Genomic DNA, 12478 nt, shown 5'->3' on the forward strand with positions numbered 1-12478 from the left:
TCCTTTTGCTCAATCAGGCTTGTCGCGGCAATACTGGGCTGCTCGATAAGTTTTGGCTGTGTATTTTCACTCGTCGGCGTGCTATTAGGCTCCAGTATGCTAGTGCCGCCTGGGGCTAATGAGGTCACTGCGGGGGTTGATATCAAGCCAATTTTAGCCAGGGACTCTATTAATCCCTCCACCATAAACTTGGCTTGATTTTTATCGCTCATCGCAAATGAATACAGCACCACAAATAATGCAAATAGCAGCGTCATAAAGTCAGCATAGGAAATGAGCCAACGTTCATGATTTTCTGGCGGTTCAACTTTTTTTTTCTTCATTGGCTTAGTGCTTTAAATATGGACTTAAATGGGCTTGTAAGCGCTGTGGTGACTCACCGTCAGAGATCCCGATTAATCCCGTCAAGGTCAGTTCCTTGAAAAAACTCACTTGGTGGGCAAATGCTTTATAACGATTGGCAAAAGGCAAAAAGATAATGTTTGCAGCTGCGACCCCATAAATGGTTGCAACAAATGCAACGGCAATTGCGCCACCTAATTTATCTGGCGCATCCAGTAACCCCATCGCATGAATAAGCCCAAATACCGCACCCACAATACCCATGGTGGGACTGTAGCCCCCCATCGCTTCATATACTTTGATAGTTTGTTCTATTTCGTGCTGCTCAAATTCAATCTCTTTTTCTAATACTTCGATGATTTTGTCCTTTTCATAGCCATCGACTAACATTTGCAGGCCCGTATGTAAAAAGGGATCATCAATTTGATCGACCCTTTCTTCAATCGACAATAAACCATTCTTACGCACATTCGCGGCGATATCGATCAGCATTTCCGCACGCTCAATTAAATTAGTGCGTAACGGAAACATCAACCATTTAAAGCGTTTCATCGACGCTACGATCACCGAAAAAGGAAACTGTGCGACAGTTGCACCAATCGTGCCACCGATGACAATCATAAAAGCAGGAAGATCTAATAACGCACTCGGATGACCGCCTTCAATAAGGTTGCCGACCAGAATAAAAATTAACGCAATAATCACACCGATAAAACTCATTTACCGCTCCCAACACTCAGCGCTGCTGATTTTATGAATGACTTAATATTTTGTAACTCAGTATTCAGTACCACGTTAATCACGCGATTGCATTCCAGTTAATATTCGCGATTGTGCTTACTCTGACGCCGCATTGCTGGCTACATTCGATTACTCACACGACAGTATCTTCCGCTCTCAGTATGATGATATTAATCATCCCACGAGTGAAAACCATGCACCTGAAAGTCCAACGAGCAAGGTGCCATCAGCATCAAGATCATTGGATGACTCTCCTCTTGATATGCCGAATTTACCATAAGTTATCCGAAATACTTTGTCCTGCAACAACTAACCCTATACCTAAAAAGCTAAACCACGCTAATGTCACTATGGCAAGGAGATACCCTAACGCCACAAAAACACCATCACGCTGTAACATACCAATGCAAATCAATAGAATGACCCATGCGGGTAAGGTATTAGTAAAAGGGATGGCACCAAAGGGCAGCATCAATAGCACCGCAACTAAAATAAGCAAGACCCCATTGCAGCGATGCACCCTAGGAGTGCTTAATAACAACAACCGAGGCTGAATAACATGATCAACCCGGGTGAGCAAACTGGCACCTTTGCGCAGGATAATTTTAATCTGCTCGGCCGCAAAACGCCGTTCCATCAACCGCGCAGGTAATATAGGGCCTTTATTGAGCAGCACCCCCACACCAATAAACACGATCAGTAAGCCAAAGGGAGTACTGATCCCCGGTATGGAGACAGGTAATAAAAAGGGCACAGTTAAGAGGATGCAAAATAATAGCATTCCTTGCTCCCCGACAAGCGCGAGTAAATCACGCAGACTAATTGTCTCTGCCCCGATTGAATCAGCCATTAACTGCAAAATACCCGACAATTTTTGCTGATCACTGTGCGGCAACACCACCATTACACTCCACCTTCCACAGATCCGTTAACATCATGATTGCCAAGCCCATCGTGGCAAATGTTAAGGCCACCAACCACTCCTAGCTGGTATCCTTGCAAGATAACAACATGTTATCCATAAATTATCGAAAGTTGGCTAAACTGCTAAACAATAACAGATTGTTGCCTTTTTAGGCTAGCGGATTTCGCACGCTGACTTAACTGCGCTTATCCGCCTTTAATGCCCTTAATGCGACACTTTATCCAATCTCACTGCACAAACGGCTTAGTGGCATACTTGAGTTAATTATTGAACGTAACCTTGATGGCTCTCGCTAACCAAGCTTAAACACAGGGCTTAAAGCAAATCCGCATGCAGCATTAGGCACAAGAATCGTTATCCGTTTAACGCGAGCTTTGTTAAACTAACCCAGCCGCAATCCATATCGCCCCAGTTTCCATAGATAAGATCACTTCAGCCTGCGGCGGAGTCATAATGAATTCTCAAACCTATAATCAAGCCGTACTTGAGCTTGCCCTCGCTGGACTTGCCGAGTTAAGCGCATCCGCTCAATCCAAAAAAGTTCAACGTACGGCCGCCCAAGATAGCCACTTTTTGTGTAATTGGATGGTTGGCGCCTTAAAAGAAAAACGTTTTGCGAAACTGGTTGCCGATGATCTCAGCACTTGGATACGATTGGCGCGCAGCCAAGGGGCTGGGGCAGAACTCAAGCGTTTGCTTGAGCGGATTGTGTTTCAATATCAATCGATTGAAAATGCAAACCAGAACTTAGGTGCCGCGCTTAACGCCATGATTGACAGCCTTAAGCAAGCCGATTGGTTAGTCTTTACTGACACCGATATCAGCGGCAAACTCAAACTCGACGCTGATGGCCACTCAAGCTTAGTGATTGATGCTAAAGAAATGAGTCAACATATTCGCGAACAGCAGCTCATCAAACCTATCAATCTTTATGTGCGCGCCGATGAGCAAATACTGGCACGTATTGCGCTGTCCCATGGCTTATTGCTTAGCCAAAGTAATAAAAAAACCAGTCCCATTAAGCACCATAAGACTTATCAAATTTATCCTGGCAACCAGTTACCGGCGTTATGCCTGCTCCTATCTTAACGCGGCTTAACTCAACCCTAAGCAGGCTTAGGGTTGAGAGGCGTTTCACTGGCGATAAGCAAAGGCCCAACTTGACTTAGGGCTCACTGTTTTTTCGGCTGCACCTTGATAGCTTTAGGAGTGAGTACCAAACGCTCCCCAGCATTTAAATAGGTGGTGCAGGCAACGCGCAGTAAGGAAGCAAAATTGGCGACATGCCCATGGCGCACTAACACTTCACGGTAAATTCGCGTTAAAAATGCCGCCACACTGAGCTCGGCCTCATCGGCAATATCTTCAATAATCTGCCAAAAAATCGCCTCGAGCCGTACGCTGGTCACCACACCATCGATACGAATTGAGCGGGTTTTAAGGGCGAAGAGTTCGGGATCGGCCCCAGAATAAATTTCACACACACGCATGCTCCCCCACGTTCGCAATGGGAACAGTTATGCCATAAAACCCCGCTAAATCCTATTAACTTAAAGGCTGATAAGAGCTTATAAGCCTTACCATACTCATCGTCTTTCCGGTGCTATTGCCCTTAACGGCATTAAACACTCAATAATTGATTGAATTGGGCGAGCCAAGCGGGATGAGCAGGCCAAGCCGGTGCGGTGACCAGCAAACCATCAGTGATCGCCTCTGTTACCGCAATATCACAATATTCCCCATGGGCTTGGCGCACTTCGGGAGCGCAGGCCGGATAGGCCGATACGCGCTTACCACGCACCACATCGGCCGCGGTCAATAACTGCGCGCCATGACAAATGGCTGCCATGGGTTTAGCCTGTGCTGCAAAAACCTTAATTAAGTCGAGTACGGCAGGATTTAACCTTAGGTACTCCGGCGCACGGCCTCCGGGTAACAGTAAGGCATCAAAATCACTGGCATTCACCTTGGCAAAATCCCCATTTAACGTAAATAAATGCCCCGGTTTTTCGGTGTAGGTTTGATCACCTTCAAAATCGTGTATAGCAGTTTTAAGGGTTTGGCCAGCAATCTTATTGGGGCACACGACGGTGACTTGATGCCCAACCATTTGCAACGCCTGAAACGGCACCATTAACTCGTAATCTTCAACAAAATCACCAGCGATAATCAATACGTTAGCCATAATAACCTCCATTTACTCTGATAGTTGCAGCCTGTTCGCGGCATGTCATAAGCCGGTCATACCATTCTACATCCCCTTCACTGTACTCCCCTCGCCTAGGCAAAGGTAACAGCCAAATACTACAGACTAACGTCAATCAAAAATCACCCGAAGGCGCTTAGCCATTATCCAACGCTAAGCCCATGATGACTGAGGCAATCGAGCCAGTTTGCATATCACCACTCATAACAATCGTAAGTTACCAGCACAGGGGGGCACGGTGGCTCAACCCGTGTGGCCCCAGCGAATCCTACGCAAAGCCTCTTCGCCGCAGCCCAATTAAGGGCCTGCTGCTAGGGGCTAGCAGCGAGGCGCCAGCAGGATTAAGACAAGCCGCAGCTCGGCACATCGCTCAACGCCAGAGCACTCCACGCCAGAGCTCTCCACAATCAACGGGCTCGAATAAAAATAATGATCTTTGGCCGAGAGTCAGCTCTGTATCTCTGTGCAATCTCATTAAAACTCAGGCAAATAGCCGAGCTAACCGTTTGGTTGCCCCACAAAAGCCTACGGTGGCGGCCATTGGCTGCGCCCTCACAGTGTCAGCCGCGGTAAGCCAAGCCATTTGTATAGGGGTAGCACGTAAAATTGCCCACCACGCTGCCGCTTAGGCCGGTTTAGGTATATAATGCCGAGCAATTTTTCACGAGGAAAATGTCAACGGGATTATGTCGGCCATATTTTTACGCGCAATTACTCCAAGGGATTGGGACGCAATTTTAACGATCCAGGCCGAGTGCTACTCGCAGTTTGATCCTGAACCCCTGCATGTCCTCCAGAGTAAATGGCAGGTATCACCGAGTTCATGTTTTGTATTTGAACTCAATCACGCTGTCGTCGGCTATTGCTTGGCCCACCCTTGGCAACTGCATGTGCCCCCGGCACTCTACGAGCCCATCCTTTCGGTGCCAGTGGCCGATACCTTATATCTGCACGATATTGCGATTTCAGCGAAAGCCCAAGGTCAAGGCGCAGGCACACAAGCGCTCAATCACTTAATCGCGCAGGCTGATGCTTTAAACCTTAATTCGTTATCCTTGGTTGCCGTGCAAGGGGCTGACCATTATTGGCGCAAACAGGGCTTTATACCCAAAACTATCGACAAATGCCTTAGCAGCTATACCGATGATGCCATCTATATGATTTATAATATTAAACAGAGGGTGGATGCATGAACCCAACTTTCACCACTATCGGTTTACTCTGCCTGAGTAATCTCTTTATGACCTTTGCTTGGTATGGGCATTTAAAAACCCTCAATAGCAAACCTTGGATAATCGCCGCCTTGGTCAGCTGGGGCATTGCCCTGTTTGAATATCTGCTCCAAGTGCCAGCGAATCGGATCGGTTACACCGTCATGAATGTCGGCCAACTAAAAATTTTGCAGGAAGTCATCACCTTAAGCTTATTTGTCCCCTTTGCCGTTTTTTACATGAAAGAACCATTAAAGCTTGATTACCTCTGGGCAGGGTTATGCATTTTAGGTGCGGTATATTTTATGTTTAGAAGTGAATTACATTAATTTTAGGAGTTTTATCCCATGGCACGCCAAGTTACCTACACCTTTAAAGGCCAGACAAAAACCATTGCCTTTAGCTACGACAAACACCATGATCTTTACGAAGCCGTTGCAGAAGCGGAAGGTATTGATTTACGTCAGTTTCTAGCCATGGAGCAACAAATCGCCATGACCTCACGCAAGGGCGCCAAAGCCGAAAAGGATTTTAGAAAGGTTGAATTTGCCCGCTTTGGCTTTAGCAATATCCATTTTGTCCGCGATGAAGAGCCCGAAGCCTAAGCTGCCATTTTGGCTGATATTTTCTGATTTAATACTAGGATTTACCGATGTTAAATACTGAACATGCCAACTTTCCCAGAGCAGGATTTTTTCGCCGCTTAGGCGCGGCCTGCTACGATCTGCTGCTGGCTATTGCCGTATTTATGGTTGCCGGAGCCATTGGTTTTGGCTTATTTTTCGGCCTAACCACAACGGGGTTGGTGAGCATGAATGGCTTTGAACATGTCGCCGATGCCCTTAATGGCACCGCACTTTATCACGCGATGTATCAGCTGTGGCTGGCGCTATGTGTCTGCTCTTTTTACGCTCTTTTTTGGAGTAAAGGCGGCCAAACCCTAGGCATGCGCGCATGGCGCCTCAAAATCCAACACCCTAATGGCCAGAATCTCAGTTTCATCACCGCCTTTGCGAGGATAATTTGGTCACTGCTGGGCATAGGCAACCTCTGGATCCTCATCAACCCTGATAAACTCGCACTACAAGATAGCATGACACGCTCTGAAGTCGTGGTACTCTCCAAAGAAGCTAATCAAATGCGCAACTGGCACGGCGCTTAATGGCATAAACGCTTAACGCACACCCAATAAAAAACGACGCGATTGCGTCGTTTTTTATTGGGCTCGGTGATGAAAAATAACCGCTAAGGCCCATTCCGCGCCGCCACTTCACCGCGGATCAACGCGCCTATTCACTGTGCGTCACCGCCACCAATGCATCAACGCCACCAATGCATCAACGCCGAATAAAATAGAAGGCGATCCCCGTAAATAACAGGCTAGGCGCAACGGCTCCCACATACGCCGGCAACTCATAGACCATGCTCATGGGTCCAAAAATTTCATTACTGATATAAAAACTAAAGCCCGCCACGACGCCCAATAACACCCGCGCGCCCATGGTCACCGTGCGCAAAGGGCCAAATACAAACGACAGCGCCACCAGCATCATCACCGCTACAGTCACAGGTTGCATAAACTTGCGCCATAGGGCTAATTCATAACGGCTGGGGTCTTGGCTATTGCTTTTAAGATACTCAAGATACCCAAGTAAGCCACGGACGGACAACGCCTCGGGTTTAACCGATACCACACTCAGCTTATCGGGAGTTAAACTGGAGTGCCATTGATCTTCTTCAAGGTGCGTTAAGCTGACTTGCTCATAGCTTAAGTCGGTCCGTTTTACCTCAAATAAGCGCCAACTATCCTGAGTAAACAGCGCGCGCTCAGCATGCACCACGTGCGTCAGCTTAAGCTCACTATTAAATTTATAGAGGGTAATATTGCTGAGCTTATTGACGTCTTCCACTTCGCCAATATTCACAAAGAGATCGCCATCCTTTGCCCAAATCCCCCGATGGGACTTAATTAAACTGCCCCCAGATAATTTAATAGCTTGTAATTCATTGGCTTTTTGTTCTGCTACCGGCGCGCCCCACTCGCCCAATACCATCACCATTAACATTAAAGGCACCGCGGTTTTCATCGCCGAGAGGGTAATTTGTAAGCGTGACATACCCGAAGCCTGCATCACCACCAACTCCGAATTGGAGGCTAACATACCCATACCGATTAATGCACCGAGCAATACCGCCATCGGGAAAAACATTTCGACATCCCGTGGTATTAAAAACAGCACATATATCCCAGCATCGACCATAGTGTAGGTGCCGCGCCCAACCAAGCGGAGCTGATCAACCCATTTAATAATGCCCGACAGCCCCGTTAATACCAGTAGACACAGAGCGGAAGAACTGATGATCACTCGGGCAATATAGAGGTCTAAGATCTTCATGCCGCCACCTTTCTGCTGGCCAAGTAAGTCGATAAACGACTAAAGGCTGGTCTTTCCTTACCGAGTAAAAATAGCCCCATCAACAGTGCCGAGGCGTGGATCCACCACATGCCTAAATATTGGGGGATCACCCCATCTTGCAAGGCCTTACGCCCCGCCACCATCAAGCCAAAATAGCCGAGGTAAAGCAGCACCGCAGGCAACATTTTGGCGAATTTGCCTTGGCGAACATTCACCCTTGCTAATGGCACGGCAATTAACGTCATAATAGGAATCGCCAGTGGGATGGCTAAGCGCCAATGGAACTCGGCAACCGCCTCTGGGCCCTCTATCTTAAGCAGTGCCGTTAACGGCAGCGCCGATAATTTACGGCGACGAGCATCGACTTCCTGCTCTTTGATTTGCATTTTATAACCACCAAATTCAATCATTTGGTAATCTTTCAATTGAGGACTGCCCTGATAACGCACCCCGTCACTTAACTGTAATTGCTGAGCACCAGTCTGATCTTCAAGCACGCGGCCACCTTTAGCGACCACCACATTGGTCACTCCGGTTTCATCATCAGGCTCAGGTAATTGCGCGACAAACACTTTGTCGAGTTCATTATCTTTACCTATCCGCTCAACAAACAGCACTGCGCGGCCATTTGGACTGGCCTGAAAACGGCCTTGCACTAACGCCGCCAATCCCGCTTCAGATTGGGCCTTTTCAAGCACTTGGTTTTGCTGCTCTTCCGCCCAGGGCGCAACATACAAAGATAAATACCCCGTAAGCAGCATATTCAATAGGGCTAAAATCAGTGTCACCCGGGTCACATACCACTCGCTGATCCCAACCCCATGCAGAATCACCATTTCATTTTCAGCATACATGCGCCCATGGGCGACCAATATCCCCAAAAACAGACTTAGGGGCAGCACTAATACCGCCAAAGTGGGCAAATTTAAACCTATGAGGGTCGCTATTAACGATGCAGGAAACTCACCATCTGAGGCATCGGCCAGTATTCGCACGAAATGCTGGCTAATAAAAATAGTTAACAGCACAAAAAGCACGGCAATTTGTGCTTTTAATACTTCTTGAATGAGATATCTAAATACAATCACAGGTAGGATCCGGTCTCTAAACTTATCTTTTTACTGGTAACAGACTAACTTTCATGTAAACTGTCTACTTTTGATAGTTTTCTGACCAGCTTCAGGGGTTCTTAGCAAACTTAAGCTGCACGTTTATGCGCGTTCTATCGCAGATAAACAGTGACTTAAGGGCTGAGATAAATCACCTTTGGAGTAATAACTTAGGCCCTTTCCGGGACAAGCAGACATTATCTAATAAATATAAAAATTTGTCTTTAAGAATCTAGGAGTGCTCATGGAGTTTAGCGTAAAGAGCGGTAGCCCCGAAAAACAACGCTCAGCCTGTATTGTTGTCGGTGTTTATGAACCCCGTCGTCTATCGGGTATCGCCGAGCAATTAGACAAAATTAGCGAGGGTTACATTAGTAACTTGTTACGCCGTGGCGATTTGGAAGGTAAGCCAGGTCAAATATTATTGCTCCATCACGTACCTAACGTGTTGAGTGAGCGAGTGTTACTGGTAGGTTGTGGTAAAGAACGCGAATTAGACGAACGCCAATATAAGCAAATCATTACCAAAACCATCAACACCTTAAATGAAACTGGCTCGATGGAAGCCGTGTGTTTCCTCACTGAATTGCATGTCAAAGGCCGCGATACCTATTGGAAGGTACGTCAAGCCGTAGAAACCACCAATAGCAGCCTCTATAGCTTCGATGCGCTCAAAACCCGTAAAGGTGAAACGCGTCGTCCATTACGCAAGCTGGTGTTTAATGTCCCGACTCGCCGAGAATTAACCTTAGGCGAGCGCGCCATCGAACATGGCATGGCCGTTTCTGCAGGTATGCATTTATGCCGCGATGTGGCCAACATGCCACCGAATATCTGCAACCCGGCCTATTTAGCCTCTCAAGCCCGTCAACTGGCTGAAGTGCATGAAAATCTCCATGTCACCACCGTCGGTGAAGAACAAATGGAAAAGCTGGGCATGAATGCTTACCTTGCCGTGGGGCGCGGCAGTGCTAACGAATCCATTATGACGGTAATGGAATATAAAGGTGCGGTCGATAGCACTGAAAAACCTATCGTGTTAATTGGCAAAGGCTTAACCTTCGACTCCGGCGGGATTTCATTAAAACCTGGCGAAGCCATGGATGAAATGAAATATGACATGGGCGGCGCAGCTGGCGTGATTGGCGCGATGAAGGCCATCTGTGAGATGAAACTGGCCATCAATGTCGTTGGGATCCTCGCGGGCTGCGAAAATATGCCATCGGGCAATGCTTATCGTCCCGGCGATATTTTAACGACGATGTCAGGGCAAACCGTAGAAGTGCTCAATACCGATGCCGAAGGGCGCTTAGTCTTGTGTGACGTATTAACCTACGTTGAGCGCTTTGAACCTGAATTGGTGATCGATGCCGCGACGCTAACCGGCGCTTGCGTGATCGCGCTAGGCAAACACGCCTCTGGCCTGTTTTCCTCGCACAATCCACTCGCCCATGAGCTATTAAATGCTGGCGAGCAAAGTGGCGATCGCGCTTGGCGCATGCCACTGTGGGATGAATACCAAGAAATGCTCGATAGCCCCTTTGCCGATATGAGCAATTTAGGCGGCCGTCCTGCTGGCGCCATTACGGCGGCGTGTTTCTTGTCTCGTTTTGCCAAAAAGTACAATTGGGCCCATTTAGATGTAGCAGGCACAGCATGGAACAGTGGCGCCAATAAAGGCTCTACTGGTCGGCCGGTACCATTACTCACCCAATTTTTACTCAATCGTGCTGGAGTGGAACTCGGCGAATAACCACGTTAACGCGGTTAACTCGAGCCCATTAACAGCTACGCACTGACGTAAATAAATACAGCTAAGGCGAAGATCCTCATCTTCGCCTTTTTTATTGCGTATTGATCACCACGGTAATCACCACGGTTAGCATACTTATCGCACGTTTATTGTGGCGAGTTAGCGACGGACGCCTTGTTCGCGACTGACGCAACAGCGAGCAAGCAGCTCCCTCTATCCTCTCTGTTCCCCAATGCTCCTCTCATCGACCACAGTGAATAAGTTTTGATTGACACTCAGGGCCTAGCCCATTAGTTTTAATGGCGATGAAAAAAATTAACTCTATAAAAACAATTACAGCAGCAATGTTTACTGTGTTTTTTACACCCCCACTCTAGGAGGCGGATTTACGGTGTAAAAACCACAGTAAACATCCAAAGCCTCCCCCACGGGAGGCTTTTTTGTCTAACGGGATTGAAGATCAACACGGCGGCAATTGAGGTCAGAATGCAAACACCACAGCCTTTACATATCACTCGCGAGCAAATTACCCAGCTCGATAATGAACTCCTTTCGTTGCTGGCTGAGCGCCGCCGCCTAAGTTTGGAAGTCGCCCGCAGCAAAGAGGTCGATGTCAGACCCATCCGCGATACCCAAAGGGAAAAAGAATTATTAGCCAGATTGGTGAAAGAGGGCCGTGAAAAAGGCTTAGATGCCCACTATGTTATTTCGCTTTATCAAAGCATTATTGAAGACTCCGTGCTCAATCAGCAAGCATATTTACACGGCCGCGCCAATCCAGAAACCCAAAAACAGCAATACTGTATTGCTTACCTTGGCGCGAGGGGATCCTATTCCTATCTGGCGGCGAGCCGCTATTGCCAGCGCCGGCAAGTAGAGATGCTCGATCTCGGCTGTCAAAGTTTTGATGAAATCGTCCAAGCCGTCGAATCTGGCCATGCTGATTATGGCTTTTTACCAATAGAAAACACCTCCTCCGGCTCCATCAACGAGGTGTATGACGTACTGCAACATACTAGCCTCGCCATTGTCGGTGAAACCACTATCGAAGTGAGCCATTGCTTACTCGGTAAAGCCGGGACTAAAGTCAGCGATATCAAAACCATCTATGCACACCCTCAACCCATCAGCCAATGCAGCCGTTACCTAAGCCAGCATAAAGAATTAAGGCTGGAATACTGTTCCAGTAGCGCTGAGGCGATGGAAAAGGTCAACCAACTTGCTGATAATAGCGCCGCCGCGATTGGCAGTCTCGAAGGCGGCGCACTGTATCAATTAGAATCGATTGAAACAGGCCTAGCCAATCAAAAAATTAACCAGAGCCGTTTTATCGTCGTGGCGCGCAAAGCCGTCGCGGTCCCCGAGCAACTCCCCGCTAAAACCACGTTAATCATGGCCACAGGGCAAAAAGCCGGTGCGTTAGTCGAGGCCTTATTGGTGCTTAAAGCTCATCAGTTAAACATGAGTAAATTGGAATCACGCCCGATCCCCGGCACGCCCTGGGAAGAAATGTTTTACTTGGATATTGACGCCAATATTGCCAGCGAAGCCATGCAGGCAGGCTTAAAACAACTCGAGCGGATAACCCGTTTTATCAAAGTATTAGGTTGCTATCCCTGCGAAACGGTTAAACCAACCCAGCTTAGCAACAGCCAATTATTGATAGAACCTAATACCTCAAAAAACCAAAATCCGAGCCCTAGCGCTCCCCAAGCCAATCCTTACCGTTATAGCAAAGCTTATAAGTCGCAGGATACGGAGATCCACTCAGGCG

At 47.7% G+C, this 12478-nt stretch carries 14 protein-coding genes and 1 other annotated feature; of the genes, 7 read left to right on the plus strand and 7 right to left on the minus strand.

Annotated elements, in window-relative coordinates; all coding sequences use genetic code 11:
• The 3 genes from ACRCZA_RS03655 to ACRCZA_RS03665 all read right to left on the minus strand — a co-directional run.
• On the minus strand, positions 1–323 hold a 323-nt coding region (locus ACRCZA_RS03655), incomplete at its 3' end, for a flagellar motor protein MotB (RefSeq protein ID WP_438673124.1).
• 4 nt (positions 324–327) lie between these two features.
• Positions 328–1062 carry a flagellar motor protein gene (locus tag ACRCZA_RS03660; RefSeq protein WP_438673125.1) on the minus strand — a complete coding sequence of 245 codons (735 nt, stop codon included), beginning with the start codon at positions 1060–1062 and terminating at the stop codon, positions 328–330.
• Positions 1063–1354: 292 nt separating this feature from the next.
• Positions 1355–1987, minus strand: a complete 633-nt coding sequence (locus ACRCZA_RS03665; RefSeq protein ID WP_438673126.1) for an exopolysaccharide biosynthesis protein — start codon at positions 1985–1987, stop codon at positions 1355–1357.
• 474 nt (positions 1988–2461) lie between these two features.
• Between ACRCZA_RS03665 and ACRCZA_RS03670 the strand changes: the two genes are divergently transcribed.
• Positions 2462–3097, plus strand: a complete 636-nt coding sequence (locus ACRCZA_RS03670) for a DUF2913 family protein (RefSeq protein ID WP_438673127.1) — start codon at positions 2462–2464, stop codon at positions 3095–3097.
• Between the two features lie 83 nt (positions 3098–3180).
• On the opposite strand, the gene ACRCZA_RS03675 is transcribed toward ACRCZA_RS03670, so the two are convergent.
• Both ACRCZA_RS03675 and ACRCZA_RS03680 read right to left on the minus strand, forming a co-directional pair.
• A complete protein-coding gene (locus tag ACRCZA_RS03675; protein ID WP_438673128.1) occupies positions 3181–3492 on the minus strand; it encodes a ribbon-helix-helix domain-containing protein in 312 nt (103 codons plus the stop codon).
• Between the two features lie 137 nt (positions 3493–3629).
• On the minus strand, positions 3630–4193 hold the full coding sequence (locus ACRCZA_RS03680; protein ID WP_438673129.1) for a DJ-1/PfpI family protein: 564 nt from the start codon (positions 4191–4193) through the stop codon (positions 3630–3632).
• A 716-nt stretch (positions 4194–4909) separates the two neighbouring features.
• Between ACRCZA_RS03680 and ACRCZA_RS03685 the strand changes: the two genes are divergently transcribed.
• The 4 genes from ACRCZA_RS03685 to ACRCZA_RS03700 are packed head-to-tail and all read left to right on the plus strand — an operon-like array spanning position 4910 to position 6587.
• A complete protein-coding gene (locus tag ACRCZA_RS03685) occupies positions 4910–5407 on the plus strand; it encodes a GNAT family N-acetyltransferase (RefSeq protein WP_438673137.1) in 498 nt (165 codons plus the stop codon).
• Positions 5404–5754 (plus strand): DMT family protein, encoded by a 351-nt coding sequence (locus ACRCZA_RS03690; RefSeq protein ID WP_438673130.1) that lies wholly within the window; start codon positions 5404–5406, stop codon positions 5752–5754. The genes ACRCZA_RS03685 and ACRCZA_RS03690 overlap by 4 nt, the downstream gene beginning before the upstream one ends.
• An 18-nt stretch (positions 5755–5772) precedes the next feature.
• Positions 5773–6030 carry a DUF2960 domain-containing protein gene (locus tag ACRCZA_RS03695; protein ID WP_438673131.1) on the plus strand — a complete coding sequence of 86 codons (258 nt, stop codon included), beginning with the start codon at positions 5773–5775 and terminating at the stop codon, positions 6028–6030.
• Between the two features lie 47 nt (positions 6031–6077).
• The gene (locus ACRCZA_RS03700) at positions 6078–6587 is read left to right on the plus strand and encodes an RDD family protein (protein WP_438673132.1); all 510 of its coding nucleotides are present in this window, start codon (positions 6078–6080) and stop codon (positions 6585–6587) included.
• A 175-nt stretch (positions 6588–6762) separates the two neighbouring features.
• On the opposite strand, the gene lptG is transcribed toward ACRCZA_RS03700, so the two are convergent.
• Positions 6763–7821 carry an LPS export ABC transporter permease LptG gene (gene lptG, locus ACRCZA_RS03705; protein WP_438673133.1) on the minus strand — a complete coding sequence of 353 codons (1059 nt, stop codon included), beginning with the start codon at positions 7819–7821 and terminating at the stop codon, positions 6763–6765.
• Entirely contained in the window at positions 7818–8930 is a 1113-nt protein-coding gene (gene lptF / locus ACRCZA_RS03710) for an LPS export ABC transporter permease LptF (RefSeq protein ID WP_438673134.1), read from the minus strand. The genes lptG and lptF overlap by 4 nt, the downstream gene beginning before the upstream one ends.
• A 265-nt stretch (positions 8931–9195) precedes the next feature.
• Between lptF and pepA the strand changes: the two genes are divergently transcribed.
• Both pepA and ACRCZA_RS03720 read left to right on the plus strand, forming a co-directional pair.
• Positions 9196–10704 (plus strand): leucyl aminopeptidase, encoded by a 1509-nt coding sequence (gene pepA, locus ACRCZA_RS03715; RefSeq protein WP_438673135.1) that lies wholly within the window; start codon positions 9196–9198, stop codon positions 10702–10704.
• A 325-nt stretch (positions 10705–11029) separates the two neighbouring features.
• Positions 11030–11149 (plus strand) — a sequence feature (Phe leader region).
• Between the two features lie 41 nt (positions 11150–11190).
• On the plus strand, positions 11191–12478 hold a 1288-nt coding region (locus tag ACRCZA_RS03720; RefSeq protein WP_438673136.1), incomplete at its 3' end, for a chorismate mutase.

This window comes from Shewanella sp. (assembly GCF_051658185.1).
Lineage (GTDB): Bacteria > Pseudomonadota > Gammaproteobacteria > Enterobacterales > Shewanellaceae > Shewanella.